The following is a 25,003-nucleotide window of genomic DNA, read 5'->3' as shown; positions in this document are numbered from 1 at the left end:
AACATTTGTTTCATCCACCATATGTGAACCCGCAGGTTCATGTATGACTTTTTTTGTTATTTTCCGGTTATGGCATCTTCGTCAGTATATCTGTATTTAATACCTGGCATCCTGCCGGAAATTACTGTTCTGTGCATTGTATTATATTAATGTGTGTACTGTTCTATGCGGTTATGTTTTTCATCTATTAAGTGTAATTCTGGTTTGTTATGCTGAGGAGAAAGATTGCAGTTTCACAGTCTTCAAAAGCAGGACTTCCTCCGGGAACATTGCAGTATGTGGGGGAGAGGGACCCTGAACCAACCAGTGTCCGTGTATTTGTATATGGTCCGGATTTTGCAGAAGAAAAAAATCCTGAATGTCTGGAGGAACTGCTCCGGGCAGGGGAGAATAATATCTGGATTAATGTATCCGGTCTTTTTAACCTTGATATAATTAACAGAATAGGTAAACTGCTCAAACTTCATCCTTTAACTCTTGAAGATCTTCTTAATACAGAACAGCGCCCGAAATATGAGGATTTTGATGATTATATTTTTCTGGTTCTGAAAATAATCCGTAATGACAGAATGCCCGGTAATTTTACTGAATCTGTTATTGATAAGAACACTGCCGCCACAAATTATTTTTCCAGGGAACTGTTTCAGCAGGACAGCAGGATTTCCTCCAGGCAGATAAGTATTATTCTTAGCGATGGGGTTGTCTGCTCTTTTGAAGAATCCGGCAGTGATCTCTTAGATAGTATTATAAAAAGACTTTTTGACAGGAAAAGCCGTATCAGAAAGTACGGTTCGGATTATCTCATGTATGCACTTACAGACTGTGTTGTTGACAGATATTTTGCTGTGTTTGAAAGTCTGGGTGAATATATTGAAGATCTTGAAGGAAGGATTATTGAAGGGAGTGACGATGTGGAGATAGAAGAGATCTATACACTCAAAAGAAATCTTTTGTATATCCGCAAGCAGATCTGGCCTATCAGGGAAATGTTGTCAGGACTTGTCAGGAATCAGCCGGAATTAGTATCTGAACAGACTGTGGTATATCTCAGTGATGTATCCGATCATCTCCATCAGTTAAATGATATTCTTGAATCATACAGGGAGATGTCAACCGGATTTTATGAGATCTATTTATCGACTCTGAGCAACCGGATGAATGAAGTTATGAAGGTTCTGACTATAATTGCAACAATATTTATTCCTTTGACTTTCATTGCCGGAATTTACGGTATGAATTTTGTTTATATGCCTGAACTTGTGTGGGAATTTGGCTATCCGTCGGCAGTTATTTTAATGCTTGCAATTGCTCTTGTTATGCTCGTTTATTTCAGAAAAAAGAAGTGGATTTAGTCTTTATTTATGACGGCTAAATTCTCCCTGACAGTTTCAGAAATTCCGTGAATGATATCCTAAGAGATCACCTTAAACTACATACACGCTTTAAATTCAGTTTTTCAGCAGTACCTGTAATAATATTCCATGTAAGCACTGAGTGCCTTTCTTTTTACAGGAACTGATTCATCTTTCATCAGATCACTGACTGCATCTGCCATTAATATATAACAGGTCTTTCCCATCCATTCAGCAGCAAGGGCACGGATTGCCGGAGAAGGGTCATATGCGTACCGGAGAAATAACGGGCATAATTCCGGGGATGAAATTCCGTATGCGGCATATGCAACTGCTTTTCTGATAATTTCGGATTCATTCTCACTGTAACGTTCAATATATTCATGAATTTTTCTTCTGTCAATACTTATCAGTGCTTCAATTGCTCTCCCTTTAAGATTTTCATCCTGACTGTCAAGATATCTTTCAATGAATTCAGCTGATGTATCACTGCCGATATTTCCCAGTGCAGATATTATTTCACCATCTGTTCGTTCATCTCTGCCTGAAATTTTTACAAGACTTTTTATTGCAGACCTGTTCTTTCTTCTGCCAAGTGCTTTTATGGCAGAACTGACCTCCGTCTCGTCTGATGAGGAGAGTTTTTCTATGAGGTACCTTAAAGTATCTGTGTCAGAACAGCCCCCCATAAAATAGATCACATCCTTTTTAATCTCAGGAATTGCAGCATATTCCATTATTTTACTTCTGACCGTCTCCGGATCATTATTTGCCAGTGCTGAAAATGAATAACTGATGACCTTTGAATCTTTTTCTTCGGATATGCACCTCTCAAGAAATTCTCTGTTCTCCGGAGAGTACATATTGTTAAGACCTCTTATTATCATCAGTTTTATCCGGATGTTATCCTCGGCATGAAAAATTTCTCTGAGAACTGCAATCGTATTATCTGACCCGGATTTTGTAAGCTGCTTTATAAATGCCTTTTTACCGTTATATTTGAGGGACTGGTATGAATTGACATCAAAATCCCCTGTCACTCCAGGATAAAGTGCTGAGCGGAGATTTGATATATTATATCTGTAATTGATATTCCGGAATGTCTGGTGATTATCATTATTCTTCACCCGGAAATTTTCACCATTGATCCTGCCGGCAATGGTGATTATAGTGCTATAATAATCCGGAAGTGTGTATAATGAGAGTTCATAATTCAGTTCTTCAGGTTCAGTACCTGAATAAAGGGCATCAATCATTATCTCTGAGATTTCCGGGAAGAAAGGCGAATTAAATTCATCTCTCTGATTATCCGGAATGTTATGGTTGCCTGATATTATGAGCGGGATTATATGGGCCAGTATGGTTTCTTTTTCAAAACCTGTGATTAATATAATTGCCGGGATGTCATAACCTTTTCTTAAAAGTTCAAGCGTATCTGATACATTTTTATGTATCTTTAGCAGTTTTGGCTCATACTTACTGAGGTAATCATTAATCCAGTGTTCTCCTGTTTCTGAAAATTCATATGTTATTCTGTCTGAATCATCCCTCTGTGGTGAATCAGTATCGTCTTTTAAAGAGTAATTCCGGTCCTTTCCTTCCGGCGTATTCATGCTGCAATTTCCGGAAATCACTTCCCCGCAATTTTTTGGAGGACAATCTGCTGCTCTTTCTGCATCTGCTGAGGATATAGATGTGATATTTTCCGGCTGAGAATCTATGCCGGAAATTTCGGGATTGGCGGTGGTTTTGAAACCTGTATTATCACTGATGATCTCAGAATCTAAATTATTACTGATTTTATCGTCATTCCCGCTATTATTCTCACCGGAAGATGCAGAATTGTCTTTTGTTCTGCAATATTCCGCTATCTCTTTTAGGTACAGATCTCCAAACTCATCCACCCTGTTTTTACTGAAACCGCCTATTCTGTATAGTTCATCTCTGGTCTTTGGCAGAGTTGCCGCCATATTTTTAAGTGCTACTGCCGGGCAGATATTGAATGAAATTACCCTCATTTCAGTGGATATTTTCTCTGTCAGTCCTTTCAGGTTATCAAGAAGTTCCGTGTCATAACTGATCTCACTTCTCTTTTCAGACATTGCCTGAAGTGTTGGTATATACCTGTTATTTGGTTTTCTGAGGAATATTTCAGTATCTTCGTCCTCAATTGTCCGGCTCTTTTCGCATATGCTTAAAAGCAGATATTTATCATCAGTCCATTCAAAATATCCCTGCGATACCAGCTGATAGATATAACTCTTAAGCTCATCTTTTCCATAAGCAAGACCTTTGTTATAGGAGTTAAGGCGGTCACGACCGAATTTCAGAATGTCCTTACTCTTTGACCCTCTGAGAACATCTGCAATCTGTCCGGCTGATGATTTACCTCTCATCTCCCGCAGGCAGTTATATACCAGATTTGCAACTGCCCTGCCGTTTATTTTTTCAGATCTGTTTATGCAGTTGTCACATCCGGGGCATGGTTCTTCGTCATACTCCTCTCCAAAATAACTGAGGAGATATTTTCTCCGGCAGCACGAGGTTTCACAGAAATTGATGAGATCATTAATTCTCTTCATGGCAACCGATCTATGCCCCGAATTTCCGGAATTATTCTCATAGACCATATTTCTTATCTTTGAGAAATCACCAGGTGAATAAAAGAAGATACAGTCGCTGTTTTCCCGGTCACGCCCTGCACGTCCTGTCTCCTGGTAATATGACTCCAGATCTTTTGGAGGATCGTAATGAATGACAAACCGTATGTCCGGCTTATCAACTCCCATTCCGAATGCGACAGTTGAGCAGATGACCGGAGTTTTTCCATAGAGGAAATCTTCCTGTGTCTCCTGCTTAATATCCTCCGGTAGGTTTGCATGGAATGGTTTTGCATTAAAACCGTTATTCTGAAGAAATCCGGCAATCTCTTCTGTTGTTTTTCTTGAAAGGCAGTATATAATTCCACAGGCGGCGGGATTTTCATTTAAATACTGCAAAATCTGTTCCTTAGCCTTCTTCTTCTCTTTTATATAGTAAAACAGATTTTTCCGGTTAAAACTTCCCACATAGACATGTGGATCTCTCAATTCCAGCTGCTGTATAATGTCTTTTCGCACTTCCGGAATTGCTGTTGCAGTCAGTGCCACCACAGGAACATCCAAAAAGGCATCTCTTAATACCCGGATTTCCCGGTATTCCGGCCTGAAATTATGCCCCCACATTGAGATGCAGTGTGCCTCATCAACTGCAATCAGTGATATCTTCAGTCTCTTCAGAAACAGAATAAAATTGTCAGTTGTCACCCTTTCGGGTGAGACAAAGAGGATCTTTATCTCATTATTTTCCGCTCTTCTCCTGATCTCATCATGTTTTTCATAATTTGAGCTGTTTATTGTCGCAACCGGGATTCCGTTTATCTTCAGGTTGTCAACCTGATCTTTCATCAGTGCTTTAAGTGGTGAAATAACAAGTGTAATGCCATCGAGAAGCAGTGCCGGCAATTGATAGCATATTGATTTGCCGCTGCCTGTGGCTAAAATACCAAGTGTGTCCCTGCCATTTAATATATCATCAATTATTTTCTCCTGAAATGGCAGAAATTCACTGTGGCCAAATTTTTCCTTTAAAATATCCTCGGAAGATGGCATAATTATTATCAGGTTTAGTTTAGTTAAACAAGACATATATTTGTGGTGAAATTATCAGGTAATACTTACACTTTAGTTATGAATCTGAAGAGGGTTATAAAAAAAGAGGGATTTGGGCAGTGACAGCACTGCATCGTAAAAGTTACAGTATTTATGAAGATCACAAAATGAAGCTCAGATAAGGCTTTTACTTATTGAGATCAGTCATTCTGTCACAGCCCGGATTTGATCATCATGCTGAAATTACAGATTATTCCCGGAACAAAATCATGCAGTATTTTATTTTTTCCGGTAAACATTAACTCCGATCTTAATATCCTCATTGTCCGGCAGGGAAATATTTCCTTCCGTTGATGCAATTGTGATCGATTTTCCGGATTTTGACTCTCCAAAGTCTTTTGAAATATCTATCTTCATAGTCAGAATATTTCCTTCAACAGTCATTTCAATATTTTTCATTAATTCCATATTGGCGATTGACTTTAAAAGATTTACTAAATTTATTTTCCCCTCTGACAGGTCATAATTCCGGAAATCATGCCTTTCTCAATATTGATTTTTGGAGATTCATCCAATAATAATAAATATTTTCCGGTGTATTCTCATATAATGATCAATTATGGGTGGAGCAATTAATATCAGTACAAAATTTCTGCATAATAAAAATGATATATCGTTTTTAGTTGCTCTTGTCCTGATTCTGACATTTTTTACTCTCTCATCACTGTACAGCTATCTGCTTTTTCATACAGTAACTGAATTGTTCAGTATTGTAATAGCAGCAATAATTTTTATAATAGCATGGAACAGCCGGGATTATATCACAAATTATTACCTGCTTTTTTTAGGAATTGCATTTCTCTTCATCGGCAGTATTGACTTTCTGCATACCCTTGCATACAAAGGCATGAATATTTTTACCGGATATGGTGCCAACCTGCCGACAGAGTTATGGATTGCTTCAAGATATATGCAGGCAGCAACACTGATTGCTGCTCCTCTTCTGATGCATAAAAAAACGAATGTATCGTCTGAAATAATAATTTATTCCTTTATTACAGTATTTCTGATCATCTCAATATTTTCAGGCTTTTTTCCGGACTGCTACATTGAGGGAAAAGGTCTCACCGGCTTTAAAATCTACAGTGAATACCTCATTTCAATTATGCTCTTCATCTCAATATATTTTTTATTCCGGAAAAGAGAGCATTTTGAACGGAAAGTCTATAATCTGATAATCCTCTCAATAATATTTACAATTCTCTCTGAGATTGCATTTACCTTCTATATCAGTGTCTATGGCTTTTCAAACCTTATCGGACATCTGTTTAAAATTACTGAATTTGCCCTTATATATTATGCAATTGTGGATTCAGGCATCAGGCGGCCATATGAGACAATATTTCGGTCACTCAGTCAGAAAGAGACTGAGGTCAGAAAAGAGAGGGATATGCTGGACCTGTATATCAATGTGGCCGGAGTGATATTTCTAATCCTTGATACAGACGGTTTTGTAAAACTTATCAACCCAAAAGGATGTGAGATACTTGGCTATGAGAGAGAGTATATTGTCGGAAAGAAATGGGTGGAGAATTTTGTAACGGAAGAGGAGAAAGGAAAAGTAAATTCATTACGCAGAATGAATATCTCCGGTGATGAAAAATTCACTGAATCCTATGAGAATGAGATTGTCACAAAAACCGGAGAGTTAAGAACTATTCTCTGGCATAACCGTATTTTAAGAGATAATGGGGGAATAATTATCGGTACACTCAGTTCAGGGGAGGATATTACTGACAGGATTAAATATGAGAATCAGATTGCTGTTGAAAAAGAGAGGTTAAGTAAGACACAGGAGATCAGTCACACAGGCAGTTGGGAGTATAATACTGCATCCGGTGAAATCTGGGGGTCTGATGAGGGATTCAGAATTTATGGCTATAATCCTCCGGAAGGAAATATATTTCCAATTGAGGATATTGAAGCATGTATTCCTGAAAGAGATAAAGTTCATCAGGCATTGGTGGATCTTATAAAGAGTGGTAAGGAATACAACCTTGAATTTGTAATTAATCCGGCAGACGGCAGTCCTCAGAAGATTATTAAATCTGTGGCTGAACGCATTATGGATAAAAATGGCATAACCATAAAAGTTTCCGGTGCATTGCAGGATGTAACAGAACAGAAAGCAGCAGAAAAAGCTTTACAGGAGATAAATAAGAAACTAAACCTCCTGAGCGGCATTACCAGACATGATGTCTTAAATCAGCTTACAGCAATTGAAGGATATCTTGAACTGATTGGAGATCGTAATGAGATTCCTGCCGGCACAAAAACCTCTGAATATCTTAAAAATGTCGTCTCTTCGGTGGATATTGTTGAAAAACAGATACTCTTCACAAGGGATTACAGTAATCTCGGTGCTTCATCCCCGCACTGGCAGAATGTTGGTTTTATCATCCGGAAAATTTCCCGGATAAAGTCATTCAGTGATCTTCAGACTGTAAATCCGGTCAATAACCTTGAGATATTTGCAGATCCGCTCTTTGAAAAAGTTATCTATAATCTCTTTGACAATGCAGTAAAATATGGCGAAAAGATAACCACCATTTCATTTTCATATGAAGTGATGCCGGATAAACTTGTCTTTGTATGTCAGGACGATGGCGTGGGTGTTCCTCCGGATGTAAAAGAGAAGATCTTTAAGAGACAATATTATCAGAATACCGGCTTTGGACTCTTTTTATCTGTAGAAATACTGTCAATCACTGAAATTACAATAAAGGAGACGGGCATTTATGGTGAAGGTGCAAAGTTTGAGATTTATATTCCAAAAGAATATTTCCGCTTTTCAGAGAGATGAACAGTTAATCTAAATCTCCGGTCAGATAACCTGGTTATTATCTGATTGTGCATCTGCATATTATGATCGTGAATCTTCTATGAAACATTTGTTTCATCTGCCATCTGTGAACCCGCGGGTTTATGAATGACTTTATATATCCGGATTCATTGAAAAGATCTCTTCTGAATAATCTGTCCCTGATTTATGGTTCTGAACAGAAATGGTCTGTCTGCCTGCATTGCAGTTAATCCGTGTTTTCAGGACTTTCCGGCAGATTTCCGGTTTTGAATATTGAATCTGAAAATACGGTCAGCTGAGAGATAATTACAGGATCAAGCCCTTCTTCAATGGCGAAGTATATTCCTGAAATATTTAATACCTTCATCTTTGACGTTATAAAATGTATGAATTTTGATACACTCTTGGAAGGCATATGAATAAGCATTGCATTAACTGAATCCAGGCACACAACCACCTTTCCTTTATTGTATTCTTTTATGCACTCAGATATTGCAACACTCATGCCCGTCAGATCAGATGGTGTATTTAAGAATGTACCCTGATCAAAATCATCAGGTGGTTTACCTATGGCATATTTTGTAATTGTGTCAATATAATATATTTTTGAAACATCAATTCCGGATTTTTTAAATTGTTTATTAAGGTAAGGTGCTGGCTGATTAACTGAGAGATATATGATCTGATCTGCTATTTCTGAGGCTTTTTTCACCAGATATATCGTTGTATCTCTCATATTCTCCGGCGTTATAAATGCAAGCATTATCCCCGGATTATCATCCGGGAAAATATTTATTTTTTCCATAAACTGGTTATTTTGTAAGGTATTCTCTGAATGCATCCGGAATTTCCTTTCTGTTCTCTGCAATTGCTCTGTCCATATCAGAAAGGTTGTCTTTTATTACCCTGAGGTTATAGATCTGTACTGATAGCTGTATTATTAAATCTTCTCTGTCAATCTCCTGCTCTTCTTTAAGTTCGCAGATAAGATCAATCAGATACTGCTTCACTATATCAACAGGATTTTTAATTCTGAGTGCCGTCTCACGTACATATGATAATAGATCAAGTTCGGCCTCTTTCTGTTTTCTGATATCTATTATATTTTCAATGATAACCTTTTTATCATCAATTTCAGCAATGGCAGCGGATTTTAGTACCGGAATTCTGTCTTTATTCTTTGTAATCAGTATTGTTTCTGTATGATTTACGTCCTGCTTCAGATCTGATATGGGGCATTTGCCCGCTTTATTTGGGCAGATGAAATTATGACAGATCTGACCTTCAATTTCTTCTTTATCATATCCACTCAGCCTGTTTATCTCCGGATTGGCAGATATGATCTCATGTGTTTTTTCATCAATGATAATCATTCCTGCGGATATATTCTCCCACAGTGTCCTAAATTTCATCTCTGAAGATTTGATCTTATATTCCGCTTCAACTCTTTTTGTAATGTCTGTTAATGAGAGTAATATCAGATTTTTCTCTGTTAAATCTGTAAAATTAACTATGACAGTTTTATCCTCACCGCTTTTGGATTTTAAAATTACTTCCCTGTAGCAGAATTCTTTTTTACCTTCGACACAGCTGTCTATTTCGTTATAATTTTTATCGCTGAAGAGATCTTTTATTTCAAGTTTTTTTTCAGTATAATTTGTATATCCTGAGATATTTTCCATTTCCGGATTCATAACCAGGATCTTTAAATCCGGAGATATGAGTGCAAGACCGCATTTTGAGTATTCAAATGTTTTATGAAATATCTTACGTTCGTCCTCTATTCTTTCAGCAAGAATGATTATTATATAGCCAATCAGAATATATGCAAGGACCCGTATTACCGCAGACATCATAACTGTAAAATCCGTGAAATAAAAAAATCCAACAGCTGTAATGTAATATATGCAGAGACCTGATATCAGTATCATTCCGTATTTCCGGTAGATATAGGCAGATAATATTACAGGGATATAGTATATATGCGGAAAAACATTGAGTATCTGATTCTGAAGGCAGTACCATGTAATTATTACTGTTATCAGGACTGAAAAGATGAGAATTGTATCTATGAATAATTTATTATTTGTCAGTAATTTCATATTCTCTGGTTTTTTTTACAAGTATAAATGTATTTTTGAATTTTAGATTTTCTTTCAGACATTAATATTAATTACATCTAAATTGAGATAATTATTCAGTTGTACATATAAATACAATTCAGAATACTTATTTACTTTGAGAATAAATTTGTTATTTATTATTTGGAATCAACATTTATGTCTCAACACTGAGTATAATGTTTGATCTATTTATACGGAATCCGGTCATGAAAACGATACTTATAATCGATGATATGGAACTAATCAATAATATATTCGCTGAAGTTCTCGAAAATGAGGGCTACAGTGTATATAATTCAATTTCCGGATTAAAAGGTATAGAGCAGCTTAAGTCAGTCAAAACAGATTTAATTCTTCTTGATATCATAATGCCTGTTATGGATGGCTGGGAAACTCTGGATTATATCAGGGCCGATTCTGAAATTTCAGATATACCTGTAATAATGATGACTGCAAAAAAACTTTTACCTGATGATATTTTTCAGTACGGTGGCATGATCAGCGGTTACATTAAAAAACCTCTGAAGGTTGAAAGTCTCATTAAATGTATCAATTCATTTTTTAAAGAGAAAGAAGAGATTGATATATTTATTAAGGAAACAGCATTAAAAACGTCTGATTATGAAATAGCTCTGGATGTTGGAAAAACTGCCGAAGATATGCTTTTTTTCAGAAAGATGACTGATAAGCTCATTGATGTTAATTTAAAAGATAATTCAGAAAGAACCGATAATGATTTGGATGCCGATATTGAAAAGTTAAACAGTCATTTTGATGCTTTGCAACAAAAATTTATAGAAAAGGTAACAGAGTTTGATATTGAAGAATATATTCCGGCTTCACTTATCAGTTATATCTGAAATTATCTCATTTATTCTCATATTCTCTTTCAGTCTCCGGTTTTTATTATTTTTATCATTTTCTGATTCTATACCGTGGTGTTTTGTCAGATAATCCCTTATTTTGGCAGATTCAAGCCATCCACGATCAAGGCGTGTAATTATATCATTAATTTCCATAGACTGTTCAATAATTTTATCCTTAAATATTTCTCCCCCTAAATCTGCAAGGCCGATTATTATTGTAAGCGGATTTCTGATCTTATCATTTAATATTGCAAGTTGTGCTATATTTTCTTCAATCTGATGAAGGGCGGTATTTTCACGTATTCTTGCCTCTTTTTCTTCAGTGATGTCCCGGGCAAGTGAAATAACATATTGGTGTTCACCCAGTTCAATCATTCTTGCCTTGACATGGACCGGAAAGGTTGATCCATCTTTTCTTTTATGTTCGGCTTCAAAGGAGATCTGTTCGTTCTTCTTAAGAGTGTTTATTATTTCCGGTTCCTCTTTATTTACATTATTACTGTTAATGGCTGCGATTGAAAGTTTTAAGAGTTCTTCCCTTGTGTAGCCCAGACGATGACAGGCAATATCATTGACCTCAACAAAATTACCCGGTTCGTTATCCTGTTTGATCTTATGGAGAAATACTGCCTCATTTATATTGTTGAATAATTCATGATATTTCCGTTCGCTCTTTTTTAATGCGTCTTCTGCTCTCTTCTTATCAGTCAGGTCATTATAAACTGTAACAACTTCTCCGGAAGGAAGCCTGTATATGAAATTCTCTCTCCACCCGTGAATTCTCTCATCTTTATATTCGCTTAACTGATAATGCTCAGGTTTTCCTGTTTTCCAGACCCTTTTTAGTATATCAATGAGTCCGAATTTCTCAGCACCGGGAAATATATCATAAATGCTTCTGTTTATTACATTATCTCTTCTGATACTGTCGATCTCTTCAGATGCTTTATTAATATCTTTAAAAATAAAGTTGCTCCCGTTATCAGTCACCTCATATACTGAAACACCACTGCTCATATTGTTGAACAGTTCCCTGAATCTCTCCTCGCTGTTCTTCAGATCAATCTCTGTATTTTTTCTGTCAATATAATTTTCTATTCTCTCACAGATAATTCCAAGAAGATCTTTTTCTTCGTTCAGAAATTCTCCCAAATACCCGTTTGGAGAATGGTTGAGGTAACAGACAGTTATACTGCCTTCTTTTATATAATCTGAGTAAAAATCATTTTTTATTGCAATATCAGTCTCATAAAATCCTTCTGTCTGATATCTTTTCCCATCCGTTTCAATTAAAACACCGGTGGACTCAGGATACTGCATGGCATTTTTTATGATACTGGCTGCTGTATTAAAAAATTCATCTTCGTCCGGTTTCTTAATCATGAGATCAGAGAGATCTTTTAATGCAGTTAGTTCCTTGACTCTTTCGGATAATTCAAAGGATGTCTGAACAATCTTTTCTTCCGCAGATTTAACCTCGCTTATATCTCTCATTGATTCTATAGCGCCGACAATATTTTTTTCTGAATCATAAAGGGGTGATGCGGTAAACCAGATATATGCTCCCTTTCCTTCTGCAAGATAGGGCACATAATTCTCTGCTATCAGTTTATTTCCCTCTTCATATAATACCGGATAATTAATCTCTTTTTTTAGCTTATCGTTGAGAATAAAATCTATTAGTAAGGGTCTTCTTTTGCCATATACCTTCATTGAATATTCATAATTTCCCTTTCCAATTATTTCTGATGCAGAAATGCCGGTCATTTTTTCCATTGCCTTATTCCATGTGATAACCCTGCCTTCTTTATCAATGGCAAAAGTTGCATCCGGAAGGAAATTTATTATATTTGAAAGCCTGTTTTCACTCTCACGCAGTTTTTCCTGGCTCTCAAGAATTTCATTATAACTTTGCCTTAATTCTTCCTCATTCTCTTCAAGCTCTTTATATGCAATTGTCAGCCTTTTGTTAATCTCTAATATTTCTGTTTCCTGAATGAGGCGTTCTTCCTCAAGTTCAATACTATTAAGTGCAAATCCAAGATCGCCTGATACTTCTGAAAAAAGGTTATACTCCTCACCATCCGGAATTTTTCCGTCCGGAATTGATATTGAAATTACTCCGAACAGTTTATCCTTATATTTCAGGTTTCCGGTCAGGCGGTTAATCCGTTTGGAACTGTCAGAGAGGGGGCAGTCACCACAGTTTTCATGATTTACTGATATGACAGTTATTTCACCGGATTTTATGGCTTTTTCTGCACAACCGGGAATATTTCCTTCTTCAATATATTTTTTGAAGGGATTATTACTCTTATCCGGATTTGACTGTGCTGAATATATAACTTTTTTATTTTTGTCAAGTAAAATAATCCAGGCATTGGTGTATCCGCCGTTATCAGTCAGTATTCTGCATGTCTTTTCAATAAGTTTCTCTCTGCTCTTCTCTCCCACAATTAAACGGTTTATATTTCTGATTGCGCCAAGCAGGCGGTTTAACTGGGATATTTTAGATTCGGCCTCTTTTCTGTTAGTTATATCGGTTGAAAATGCAAGATATTTCCTGTCCGGCAGTACCGTTGTACTGATTATTACCGGGCATGCGGAATTGTCTTTCCTTCTAAGGTTAATTTCATTAATATACTGATGTCTCTCTTTTAGTTTCTCAAAATATTCAAGTGCTTTGTCAGATTCTTCTTTAATTACAAGTTCCGGGATTGACATTGTGAGAAGTTCATCTTCGGTATATCCAAGCATTTCACAGGCTGCTTTATTAACTTCAACGTAACGGCCCTGCTCATCTGCAACAAAGATCCCTTCCGGAGATCTGTCAATATAGCTGCGGTATTTTTCTTCAGATGATTTAAGCCTTTTTTCTGTCTCTTTATGTTCAATAAGGAGTCTTGCAAGCTTAATATTGCTGTAGCTCAGCTTTGAGATCATCAGTGCAAATTTTTTATAAAATGACATTATATTCCTGATTTTCTCCCTGTTAAAATGGGGTACCTTCTCCAGTGCTGCAAGATATTTTGTCCTGTCAAAACCGTAAATTTCTGCCTGCTTCTCAAAGACTGAGTAATCCGGAATTTCATCTTCATAGAAGAACTGACCCAGGTACATATTTCCCATGTGCCTGCCGGCGATATAAATTGGTGTTGCAATATCCCAGAGATTATTTTTGCATTTATACTGCCTGATCTCTCCGGGTTTTATATCCGTTGTCAGTTCCAAATCGCTTTCAGTACAGTTTTTCTTTGTTTCAGGATTGATACGATGAAATTTTGTGCATATCTCCTGCCATCCGGCCGCAACAAGAATATTGCCCTTTATATCCAGAATTGCAATTCCGACATCTGTAATTCTGTAAAAGTCATCCATCAGTGACTGTATCTCTTTGGTGTTTATAATATTCCTTAATTCTTCTTCTTTTATGTTGTAATCGGGAGAGAGAATACTTTCAAGTTTTAGCCGGATTTTTTCTTCATTATCCCGGATAATTCTCTCTTTTTCTTTCTCTTCAGTAATGTCGGATAGTGTTGTTGAGAGATATAAGGGATTGTTATTTTTATCTGAGATGATATTTGCATTCATCCTTGTCAGAAATACTCTGCCGCTTTTGTGCCTGTGCCAGACCTCTTTATCTTCAAAATGCCCTTCTTCCTTCAGTAGATCCAGCAGTGTATTTACATAGCCAATCTCTTCTCCGGAGTGCAGAAAATTAATTGGTTTTCCGCTTAACTCCTCCTGACTGTATCCGTGCAGATCTGCAAACCATCTGTTTGTATAGGTCAGTATGCCGTTTAAGTCTGCAATTGCAATGCCATAATTTGCATTATCTGAAACTGTTTTAAATATTCTTATGGTATCTTCAGATCTTTTCTTTTCTGTTATGTCAATAATAATACCCTGAAGGTGTGTCAGTTTCCCGCTATTGTCATATATTGTGAATACATGATCTTCAATAAATCTGATATTATTATTGATGTCATAAATCCTGTAATTAAGGATAAACTCTTCATTGCCGGAAATTATATTCTTTGTAATGTTATCAGTAACCACCGGCAGGTCATCCGGATGAATCAGGGATGTATAGTTTAGATTTCCGGATGTGAAGTCATCCGGAGAATATCCGAATTGCGATATATTATCACTGATCAGTTCTGTATTCTGCTGTCCATCTCTATTCTGCAGGTAGATTATCACCTTACTTTTATTGATTATATTTATCTGCTCTTTTAATTTTTTTGAGAAGGCTCCGGCTTTTTCTTCTGCATTAACTCTCTTAGTAATGTCAAGGCCAAGCTCAATTACCATCTCCCCGCCTGCCGGCCCTTTTATCAGGTTGTCATGTACAGAATAAATTCTTCCGTCATCCTTTGTCCATCTCGAAGACTGCTCTTCTTTTGTCTTTAAGACTTCATATACCGGGCAGTTATATGAATCTGCTGTTAGACATCCGGTTAATTCAGAGTATGTACGGTCGTCCGGTTCCCCAAATATCCGGATAAATTCATCATTTGCCAGATAGATGGACATATCCGGTCTTATAATACATGAAAATCCGGGCATGAGATTGAGGATTAAGGAGAGATCTTTTATGTATTCTTTCTCTCTTTCTGTAACTATTGTTCTTAAAAAATTAATGATTCTTCCGGCTAAAAAATCTCTATCTTTCTCATTTCCGGAGGTGTATTCGATATAAAGATCAATATTGTTTAACAGTTCTTCTTCTCTGTTCTCTTCTTCATTTCCGTCTGTGATAAGTATAATCGGGATGTCGGGCAACAATTCCGCTATATTATTAATGATCTGGTCTGTCTCTCTGTCTATTATAGATTTACAGATAACTGCGGCATCACAGATAAGATCTGAAGAGTTGCTGCCGGCTGATAATTTAATCAGTTCTGAATCTGTTACCGGTTTTACTGTTATATCTGTTATTCTCTTAATTATTGACAGAACTTCGTTAAATATCTCATTCTGCTCAACAATGGCCAAAACATTAATTATGAGAACACCCCGTTTCATTAGATATCATGATATTATAATTCCGGAGATCAACCTGTATAATTCCGGATACTAATTAAAAGTAACTTTCAAGATATAAATAAGATTCTCCGGTTACACTTAATAATATATGTTGTGGGCTTTATTATTGTGCAGTTTTAAACACTTTCTCTTTTTTTACCGGCTTTATTCATTATATTAATTTGCAATATAATTTTCCGGATGAATAACTCTGATTTACTGCTTCTCTGTTCTGTATATTTATTGGAAATTTTAAAGTTATGCCGGGATTTAAAGTATGCTATGGTTTTAAATATTTTCCTATTTACCCTATATGTGCATTATGAAATATTCTCATTATCTCGCACTGATACCTGTAATAATAATTATAGTATGTGCGGCATTAATCTCATTTCTGGGAGATTACTACTGGTTTGATTCTGTCGGTTATGCCGGTATTTTCTTAAATATAATCGCAGTGTCAGTAATTCTCGGAGTAATTTCGGCAGTTGTATTTTTTGGTTTTAGTTATATATGTGCCAGAATTTCGCTGAAGTCAGCAGCAAACGGGGGTGACGTTTCGGTTATAAACAAGAGAATAGTTATGCTTCTCTGTGCCATTGGAGCACTTTTTGGCGGATTATCTGTATCATCACAGTGGGAAACTGTGCTGATGTTTTTAAACCAGAGTCCCTTTGGCATCTTAGATCCGATTTTCGGACTTGATGCAGGATTTTATGTATTTTCACTGCCGTTTTTTAACCTGGTTGTGAATTTTTTCATTGGAATTGTCATATTTTCGACAATTGTCTCTTTTTTGGGTTACCTTCTGGAATCTGAAATTCTGACTCTCAATTTCAGTGAATATCCAATAACTGAATTTAAAGGGCAGTTTAAGATCGATTCTTTCATTCCGCAGCTCAGCGTTCTGCTCTTCTTCCTGTTTTCGGCAATATCTGCCCGTATCTGGCTTGCACGCTATGATCTGCTCTTCACTCCCGGTGAAACAGTATTTGGTGTAGGTTATACCGATGCGACAGTTACACTGCCGGTTATGGCAGTGCTGACATTTGTATCATTCCTGATTGGAATAGGATTTTTGATCAATGAAAAGCTGCGCAGGCCGGAAGTTATTAAATACGGTGTTGTCATCTTCATTGCAGTTGCCATTCTGGGAGTTGTTGCAGGCGGAGTTGTCCAGGTTCTCATTGTATCGCCAAATGAGTTCAATCTTGAAAAGACGTATCTGTCATATAATATAAACAGCACTCTTGCTGCTTATGGTCTTGATGATGTGGATGAGCAGCAGTTCACTGTCGATTATAATCTGACATCAGCAGACATAATTAATAACGGTCCTACTGTTGAAAATATCCGTCTCTGGGACTGGAGGCCGCTGAAGACGACATATGAACAGTTGCAGCTCTTCAGGACATATTATGAATTCAATGATATTGACGTTGACCGCTATACCTTCGATGACAGTTATAAGGAGGTGTTGATCTCAGCAAGGGAGATGAATATTAAAGATCTTCCGTCACAGGCACAGACGTGGGTTAATACTCATCTGGTCTATACTCATGGTTATGGGGCTGTTATGAGTCCGGTTGATGTTGTATCCAAAGAGGGCCTGCCTGATTTTTACTTAAAGGACATTCCGCCCACTTCTGAATACATCAGTCTTGACCAGCCCGGAATTTATTATGGTGAGGGCCTGGATGATTACTCTGTTGTTATGACAAAGACTGAGGAGTTTGATTATCCGTCCAGTGATGACAATATTTATACCACATATCAGGGTTCCGGAGGCGTTGAACTATCCGGAATAATTCAGAGGCTGATCTATGCTATTAAGTTTAAATCAGTAGAGCTTCTGGTTTCGGGATCACTTGATTCTGACAGCAGAATTCTGATGAACAGGAATATTCTTGAACGTGCAGATGTTGTTGCACCCTTTTTGTCATATGATTCAGATCCATATGTTGTTGTTTCAGACGGCAGGCTCTTCTGGATAATTGATGCCTATACTAAAACGGATAAATTCCCGTATTCGGCAACTGTTCAGGCATCTGATTATGAAGAGTTCAATTATCTGAGAAACAGTGTCAAGGTTGTAATTGATGCCTACAACGGTGATATTACCTATTATGTTGTCAATGGAAATGATCCCCTGATTCGGGCATATGAAGGGATGTTTCCGGGTGTATTTAAGGACTTTTCAGAGATGCCTGAAAACCTGCGTGAGCATGTCAGGTATCCGGCGGGAATCTTTGAGATTCAGTCTGAGGTCTATTCACTGTATCATATGACTGATCCGAGGGTGTTTTATAACCGGGAAGATGCCTGGAATGTACCGGATGAGGTGTACAGGGGTTCAAGGCAGAGGATGGAGCCGTATTATGTCATCATGAAGCTTCCGGGCGAGGAGTCTGAGGAGTTTATTCAGATGCTGCCGTTTACTCCACGCAGTAAGGAGAATCTGATTGCCTGGATGGCTGTCAGGTCTGACACACCAAATTACGGCGGTATTGTGGTCTATCAGTTCTCCAAGCAGGAGCTGACATACGGGCCTATGCAGATTGAGGCCAGAATTGATCAGGATACTGAGATATCACAGGATATTACCCTGTGGTCACAGTCCGGATCTTCGGTTTTAAGAGGTAATACGCTCATAATTCCGATTGAAAACTCACTGCTGTATGTTGAACCGCTTTATCTTGAGGCAACGGAGAAGGGCACTCTTCCGCAGCTTAAGCGTGTGATTGTTGCCTATGGCGACCGCCTGACTATGCAGGATACTCTTGCTGAGGCACTGGATGAGATATTTGGTAATATTGCTGTCGAAAGGTCTGTCGGAGGTGCCGGTGAGGGCATTGGTGCAGGTGAAGAGGTCGAGGTCCTCAGCAGCGAGGTAGTGGATAAATTAAACCGGATTGCTGTACTGTATGACAGTGCACAGGTGGCGCTTAATAATGGTGATCTTGGAGAATACCAGAGAAATATTGATCAGATAGGCAGCATTATTAAATCCTGATCTATCTGTTTTCATCGTTTTAACATTTGAATAATTATTCAGATATTTTTTTGAAATGTGGTTAATATGCAGTATAAATTTTATCCTGTCAGATTTAACCTGCGTTGTTTCTCTTTTTCCTTTCTTATCCGGAGGTGATTTATCATTTATTTACTGTTTATTCCGGCTGCTTTAGTTATCCGTATATATCAGCCGGAATAAATATTATTTATGCATACGAAGGTGCCGGCACCGGAACTTAAGAGGCGTATGACACGCTTCAGGGATGAGATGTCAGGAATAGATCCGGACTGGGAAATGGCGGCAGTCTTCAGTAAAGTTAATCAGTATTATTTTACAGGGACGATGCAGGACGGTGTTCTGCTCATACCTTCTGATGGTGAGGCAGAATTTTTTGTCCGGAGGAGTTTTGAGAGAGCTGAGGCTGAATCAAATTTTCCGGTCATAAAACAGATGAGAAGTTACAGGGACGCTGCATCTGAGATGGGAGGGACACCAAAGATAATTTATACCGAAAAAGAGATTGTCCCTCTCTCACTTATGGACAGATTTACAAAGCATTTCCCTGTAGAGGAGATCCGGGGTGTTGATAATACCATACTGAAACTCCGGTCAGTAAAAAGCCGGTATGAACTTGGATTTATCCGTGAGGCCGGAAAGATACACAGGTTTGTTCTTGAGGATGTCATTCCCGGAATTTTAAAGGAGAGAATGACTGAAGCCGATCTTGGTGCTGAATTATTCAGGGCGCTGATTGATGAGGGGCATCAGGGTATGATAAGATTCAGGGCCTTTGATACCGATTTTGTGCTTGGGCAGATTGCATTTGGTGACAATTCCTTAAATCCGACAAATTTTGACAGTCCCAGCGGATTTCTGGGGATGGGGACTTCAGTGCCTGTTCTTGGAAGCAGAAGGCGGAAGCTAAAGAACGGAGATCTTGTATTCATTGATGTTGGCTGTGGTGTATGCGGGTACCATACAGATAAGACGATGACTTATATGATGAACAGCCATCCGAAAAATGATATTTCCGATATTAATGACCGGCTGTATGATATTCAGATGGAGACTGCAAAGCTCTTAAAGCCGGGTGCAATACCTTCTGAAATTTATGATACTATAATGGGAACGATTGAGCCGGAATTTCTGGATAATTTCATGGGCTTTAAAAACCGGCGGGCCAGTTTTCTTGGTCACAGTATAGGGCTTCAGATTGATGAACTTCCGGTGATCGCAAAAAGGTTTGATGAACCAATTGAGAAGAATATGGTCTTTGCAATTGAGCCTAAGAAGGGAATTGAAGGATTTGGTATGGTTGGGACTGAGAATACGTTTATTGTGACTGCCAGAGGGGCAGAGAGTGTTACGGGAAAGCATCCCGGACTTATGGTTGTAGAATGATATCCGGAATATCCGGAATATCCGGCAGATGCCGGTTCAGTCTGAAATAAAATATATATTTTTTTGGCAGAACTTTTCTTAAAGTTCTGCTGTTTTTCCGACAAAGTACCAGGCAATCATTGCCGCATCGCCAATATCGACCTTACCATTGCCGTTGAAGTCAGCTGCCATGTCAACCGGAGTTAAGCCTGCAACCATATAGGCAACCCTTGATACGTCACCGATGTCAACAAATCCGTTGCCGTTAAAGTCGCCTTTGACTGAGTATAATATGTAATTATCAGTTGTGTTGATCAGAGGGTAGTGGTCATATTCCTCATACCCGATATAATGTTCAGTATTTCCTATTCCATTGCCGTCTGTGTCTGTTCCGGAATATGATGTCCAGAAGTTGCCCATATATCCTGAATAATTGCCTTCTCTGTACTGATATGTTAATTTAGTTGGTGAATTCCAGAGATTTTTGGAGTAGGATTCATCTATTATTACTGTGCCATCCGGAATTTCATTCGTAATGATGCTGTCATATCCGGTGTATGGGCCGGTGTTATCGTAATTCCGGTAATTATCATGTTCTGTTTCTGAGTTTAATTCCGGTTTGTGCAGGTAGTACCTGCTCACAGATGACTGAATCCCGTCAAAACCGTCATTTAAATTATCATTATAGTTAATTCCGGTAATGAAATCATTGAGATAAACAGAATTATTTACAGAATTGTAGGTGTACAGGTAAATTCCGCCTGTACTGATAGTATTTCTGGATATAAGATTGTAATCGGAATCACTGATGTACAAATAGGAATAATCAGAACTGATATTATTTCTTTTTATACTGTTATATCTGCCTGAAGATATGTATGCAGGTACATCACAATTCCGGCCCTCATTTTTATTTACTGAATTATTATTGGAGTTATAGAGTTCTGCAAGAATGTGGCAGTCTTCTACATCACTATATTTAAATGAGCATTCTTCTGATTTATCTAAAATGACTGCACTGTAAATATCTGAGAAATTGCAGTTTTCTGTTCTCACTCCTATACTCTCTTCAATGTGAACCCCTGCATCCTCATTGCTGATCTCAATATCGTGAATGTAAATATCACTGCATCCGGTTAAAAATACCGCACCGGGATTATCTTCTGAAGTGATCTCTAAGGATGTTTCTCCGTCGTAATATAGAACCGGTTTTTTGTCTGCTGTATTTGTCTGATCTATATCATTTCCTGCAAATGACCACATTGCATAATTATAATTATTTCCTGATGCCTCATTTCTCCGTAGTGTTACGTCTGTGGAGCCATCAATAATAATGCCACACCATCCGCCGTTACTTATCTGATTGTCAGATATTGTACTTCCGTTTGATCCTGTATTTTCTATTCCGTATTCTGAATATTTTATTGTATTCCCGGAGATTGTGCAGTTATTACAGCCTGAAATCCAGATTCCAACACCGCAGTTTGATAGATCAAGGTCTGAAACGGTTATATCACTACAGTTGACAAGGCAGACCATGCCGGCATTGGTTGATGAGTCAATTGTTCTTCCTGACTCGCCGGATAAGTAGTAAACCGGTTTTCCGTCAACGAGATTGCCTGTGTCTATATCACTGTCTCCGGTATAATCGAATAATATCAGATTATAGGAATTGTCATGGAGACTGTTATTCCGGAGGAATAGGTAGGAGTTATCATATGATTCTAATCCATAGGTATTATTCCGGATCTCATTGGATGTAATTTTTATATTGCTGCATCCCCGGTCAAGATAAATTCCTTCATTATTTGAAGATATAGTGTTTCCGGAAATTGTATTATTGAACCTTTCTTTGTAGTAACCGATATAGCTGCTATAAATTCCATAATTTAAGTCACAGATTGTATTGTTTAATACGCTGCAATAGCTTGCATTCATATAAATTCCGGAAGATGCCCAGTAATCTCCTTTAAAATTCTGAATGACAAAATTTTCAATTACTGAATTGTTGCAGTCAAGTGAAACAAGGGAATTGGCATCTGATAGGCCCTCTCCGTTTATAACCGGAAGTCCGCTTCCTGTATCAATTCCGGTTAAAATCAGGGTTTTATTGATCGTTACAATCTCGTTATACTCTCCACTTTTAACCTGAATTGTATCTCCGTTTTCTGCTGCACTGATTGCTGCGCTGATTGTTGGATAATTGTCAGGCACAACTAAGGGATCTGTTACTTTTATGTAGTCATATTTTGCTGCTGAATATGTACCTGTGCTGTTTGTTATATTGAGTGAGACTGAGAATGTTCCTGTCTGTGTATATGTATGTACTGGATTCTTTTTAGTTGAATTTGATCCATCTCCAAAGTCCCATGACCATTCATAGGGATCACCGACTGACCTGTCAGTAAATGTTACTTCAAGCGGTTTTGCTCCAAATAAAGGATTTGCAGTGAAATCCGCATTGTTCTGTTCTGAACAGATTATATAATTATCATGTGTTTTTATCAGAGGATAATGGTCATATTCCTCATACCCGATATAATGTTCAGTATTTCCTATTCCATTGCCGTCTGTGTCTGTTCCGGAATATGATGTCCAGAAGTTGCCCATATATCCTGAATAGGTCTTTTCTTCATACTGGTAAGTCAGATATGTTGAATTCCAGAGATTTTTGGAGTAGGATTCATCTATTATTACTGTGCCATCCGGAATTTCATTCGTAATGATGCTGCCATATCCGGTGTATGGGCCGGTGTTATCGTAATTCCGGTAATAATCATGTTCTGTTTCTGAGTTTAATTCCGGTTTGTGCAGGTAATATCTGCTCACAGATGACTGAATCCCGTCAAAACCGTCATTTAAATTATCATTATAGTAAATTCCGGTAATGAAATCATTGAGATAAACAGAATTGTTTACAGAATTGTAGGTGTTCAGGTAAATTCCGCCTGTACTGATAGTATTTCTGGATATAAGATTGTAATCAGAATTTGTGAGGTACAAACCGGAATAAGCAGAACTGATATTATTTCTTTTTATACTGTTATATCTGCCTGAAGATATGTATGCAAGTTCATTACAATTCCGGCCCTCATTTTTATTAACTGAATTATTATTGGAGTTATAGAGTTCTGCAAGAATGTGGCAGTCTTCTACATCACTATATTTGAGTGAGCATTCTTCAGATTCATCCAGAATGACTGCACTGTAAATGTCTGAGAAATTGCAGTTTTCTGTTCTCACTCCTGTACTCTCTTCAATGTGAACCCCTGCATCCTCATTGCTGATTTCAATATTATGAATGTAAATATCGCTGCATCCGGTTAAAAATACCGCACCGGGATTATCTTCTGAAGTGATCTCTAAGGATGTTTCTCCGTCATAATATAAAACCGGTTTTTTGTCTGCTGTATTTGTCTGATCTATATCATTTCCTGCAAATGACCACATTGCATAATTGAAATTATTTCCTGATGCCTCATTTCTCCGTAGTGTTACGTCTGTGGAGCCATCAATAATAATGCCACACCATCCGTCAATCATCTGATTGTCAGATATTGTACTTCCGTTTGATCCTGTATTTTCTATTCCGTATTCTGAATATTTTATTGTATTCCCGGAAATTTTGCAGTTATTACAGCCTGCAATAAAAATTCCAGTACCACAATTAGATAGATCAAGACCGGATACTGTGATATCTTCACATTTTACAAGGATGACCATGCCGGCATTGGTTGATGAGTCAATTGTTCTTCCTGACTCGCCGGATAAGTAGTAAACCGGTTTTCCGTCAACGAGATTACTTGTGTCTATATCACCGTCTCCGGTATAATCGAACAATATCAGATTGTAGGAATTGTCATGGAGACTGTTATTCCGGAGGAACAGATGTGGGTTATTATATGATCTGAATCCGTATGTATTATTCCTGATCTCATTGGATGTAATTTTTATATTGCTGCATCCCCGGTCAAGATAGATTCCTTTATTATTTGAGTGAATTATATTTCCTGAAATTGTTGAATTGGTTATTTCTTTATAATAATTGATGTATCCTGAATAAATGCCGCGACCATTTACAGAATCAGAAATTGTACTGTTAAGTATGCTGCAATGACTTGCATTCAGGAATATTCCTGATCCATACCAGTGAGATCCTTCATAATCTCTGACATGGAAATTATCAATAACTGAATTATTGCAGTTTATGGATACCACTGCCAGGGCAGAACTCATCCCCCCGCCGCTGATAACAGGCAGGCCGCCTCCTGTGTCAACTCCTTTGATTGTGAGAGGTTTATTGATCTCAATAATTTCATTGTAAGTGCCGCTCCCGACAGTGATTGTGTCACCCGGATTTGCAGCATCAATGGCTGCTGAAATGTTTGGGTAGACATCAGGGACATCCGTGCCTGTATCTTCTTCTGCATTGACCTGTTCAGGCAGAACAGCCGGTACTGATACAGAATAGTTATTTTCATTATTTACCGGATAACTGTTATTCTCATTATTTACCGGATAACTGTTATTTTCATTATTTAACAAAGAACTGTTTTCAGATACTGAGTAATTATTTCTATTATCTGACTCTGTTTCCGAACCGGAAGATATCTGTAAATCTTCTGCTGCTGCTGCACCGCATAATATCAGTGAAGATATTAGAAGCATTAAGCTGATTAAAGCAATTTTATTCTTACCCCAAAACATAATTATCATTCCTGAAAT

11 protein-coding genes are annotated in these 25,003 nt (G+C 37.6%); 5 read left to right on the top strand and 6 right to left on the bottom strand.

The window, feature by feature from the left end:
• Positions 1-209 precede the first annotated feature (209 nt).
• Positions 210-1,352: a magnesium/cobalt transporter CorA gene (corA, locus tag L6E24_RS03060; protein ID WP_257743255.1), complete on the top strand. Its 1,143-nt coding sequence runs from the start codon at positions 210-212 to the stop codon at positions 1,350-1,352.
• A 104-nt stretch (positions 1,353-1,456) separates the two neighbouring features.
• On the opposite strand, the gene L6E24_RS03055 is transcribed toward corA, so the two are convergent.
• Together L6E24_RS03055 and L6E24_RS03050 are read right to left on the bottom strand one after the other, a co-directional pair.
• Positions 1,457-5,002 (bottom strand): RecQ family ATP-dependent DNA helicase, encoded by a 3,546-nt coding sequence (locus tag L6E24_RS03055; protein ID WP_257743254.1) that lies wholly within the window; start codon positions 5,000-5,002, stop codon positions 1,457-1,459.
• A 279-nt stretch (positions 5,003-5,281) separates the two neighbouring features.
• Positions 5,282-5,461 (bottom strand): hypothetical protein, encoded by a 180-nt coding sequence (locus L6E24_RS03050; protein ID WP_257743253.1) that lies wholly within the window; start codon positions 5,459-5,461, stop codon positions 5,282-5,284.
• Between the two features lie 160 nt (positions 5,462-5,621).
• Here L6E24_RS03050 and L6E24_RS03045 point away from each other — a divergent pair, with 160 nt between their 5' ends.
• Positions 5,622-7,865, top strand: coding sequence for a sensor histidine kinase (locus L6E24_RS03045; protein WP_257743252.1), 2,244 nt, complete (start codon positions 5,622-5,624; stop codon positions 7,863-7,865).
• A gap of 226 nt (positions 7,866-8,091) precedes the next feature.
• On the opposite strand, the gene L6E24_RS03040 is transcribed toward L6E24_RS03045, so the two are convergent.
• Together L6E24_RS03040 and L6E24_RS03035 are read right to left on the bottom strand one after the other, a co-directional pair.
• Positions 8,092-8,670: a DUF7504 family protein gene (locus L6E24_RS03040; protein ID WP_257743251.1), complete on the bottom strand. Its 579-nt coding sequence runs from the start codon at positions 8,668-8,670 to the stop codon at positions 8,092-8,094.
• A 7-nt stretch (positions 8,671-8,677) separates the two neighbouring features.
• Complete coding sequence (locus L6E24_RS03035) at positions 8,678-9,967, bottom strand: PAS domain-containing protein (RefSeq protein ID WP_257743250.1); 1,290 nt, start codon at positions 9,965-9,967, stop codon at positions 8,678-8,680.
• 227 nt (positions 9,968-10,194) lie between these two features.
• On the opposite strand from L6E24_RS03035, the gene L6E24_RS03030 reads away from it, so the two are divergent.
• A complete protein-coding gene (locus L6E24_RS03030; protein ID WP_257743249.1) occupies positions 10,195-10,848 on the top strand; it encodes a response regulator in 654 nt (217 codons plus the stop codon).
• Here the strand turns inward: L6E24_RS03030 and L6E24_RS03025 are convergent.
• Positions 10,828-15,882, bottom strand: a complete 5,055-nt coding sequence (locus L6E24_RS03025; RefSeq protein WP_257743248.1) for a PAS domain S-box protein — start codon at positions 15,880-15,882, stop codon at positions 10,828-10,830. The two genes, L6E24_RS03030 and L6E24_RS03025, sit on opposite strands and share 21 nt — an antisense overlap.
• A 322-nt stretch (positions 15,883-16,204) precedes the next feature.
• Here L6E24_RS03025 and L6E24_RS03020 point away from each other — a divergent pair, with 322 nt between their 5' ends.
• The gene (locus tag L6E24_RS03020; protein ID WP_257743247.1) at positions 16,205-18,895 is read left to right on the top strand and encodes a UPF0182 family membrane protein; all 2,691 of its coding nucleotides are present in this window, start codon (positions 16,205-16,207) and stop codon (positions 18,893-18,895) included.
• Positions 18,896-19,105: 210 nt separating this feature from the next.
• Positions 19,106-20,299, top strand: a complete 1,194-nt coding sequence (locus L6E24_RS03015) for a M24 family metallopeptidase (RefSeq protein WP_257743246.1) — start codon at positions 19,106-19,108, stop codon at positions 20,297-20,299.
• A gap of 78 nt (positions 20,300-20,377) precedes the next feature.
• Here L6E24_RS03015 and L6E24_RS03010 read toward each other — a convergent pair whose 3' ends face one another.
• A complete protein-coding gene (locus L6E24_RS03010; protein ID WP_257743245.1) occupies positions 20,378-24,985 on the bottom strand; it encodes a NosD domain-containing protein in 4,608 nt (1,535 codons plus the stop codon).
• Positions 24,986-25,003 lie beyond the last annotated feature (18 nt).

The organism is Methanoplanus endosymbiosus (assembly GCF_024662215.1).
Classification (GTDB): Archaea; Halobacteriota; Methanomicrobia; order Methanomicrobiales; family Methanomicrobiaceae; genus Methanoplanus; species Methanoplanus endosymbiosus.
The sequence above is the reverse complement of the archived record's forward strand: the minus strand, read 5'-3'. Positions and strand labels throughout refer to the sequence as shown.

Bases quoted from the DNA above. Each gene is read 5' to 3' on its own strand.
- L6E24_RS03015 (WP_257743246.1), top strand. From the start codon at position 19,106: ATGCATACGAAGGTGCCGGCACCGGAACTTAAGAGGCGTATGACACGC.
- corA (WP_257743255.1), top strand. From the start codon at position 210: ATGCTGAGGAGAAAGATTGCAGTTTCACAGTCTTCAAAAGCAGGACTT.
- L6E24_RS03020 (WP_257743247.1), top strand. From the start codon at position 16,205: ATGAAATATTCTCATTATCTCGCACTGATACCTGTAATAATAATTATA.
- L6E24_RS03040 (WP_257743251.1), bottom strand. From the start codon at position 8,670: ATGGAAAAAATAAATATTTTCCCGGATGATAATCCGGGGATAATGCTT.
- L6E24_RS03025 (WP_257743248.1), bottom strand. From the start codon at position 15,882: ATGAAACGGGGTGTTCTCATAATTAATGTTTTGGCCATTGTTGAGCAG.
- L6E24_RS03045 (WP_257743252.1), top strand. From the start codon at position 5,622: ATGGGTGGAGCAATTAATATCAGTACAAAATTTCTGCATAATAAAAAT.
- L6E24_RS03030 (WP_257743249.1), top strand. From the start codon at position 10,195: ATGAAAACGATACTTATAATCGATGATATGGAACTAATCAATAATATA.
- L6E24_RS03050 (WP_257743253.1), bottom strand. From the start codon at position 5,461: ATGAAAAATATTGAAATGACTGTTGAAGGAAATATTCTGACTATGAAG.
- L6E24_RS03035 (WP_257743250.1), bottom strand. From the start codon at position 9,967: ATGAAATTACTGACAAATAATAAATTATTCATAGATACAATTCTCATC.
- L6E24_RS03010 (WP_257743245.1), bottom strand. From the start codon at position 24,985: ATGTTTTGGGGTAAGAATAAAATTGCTTTAATCAGCTTAATGCTTCTA.
- L6E24_RS03055 (WP_257743254.1), bottom strand. From the start codon at position 5,002: ATGCCATCTTCCGAGGATATTTTAAAGGAAAAATTTGGCCACAGTGAA.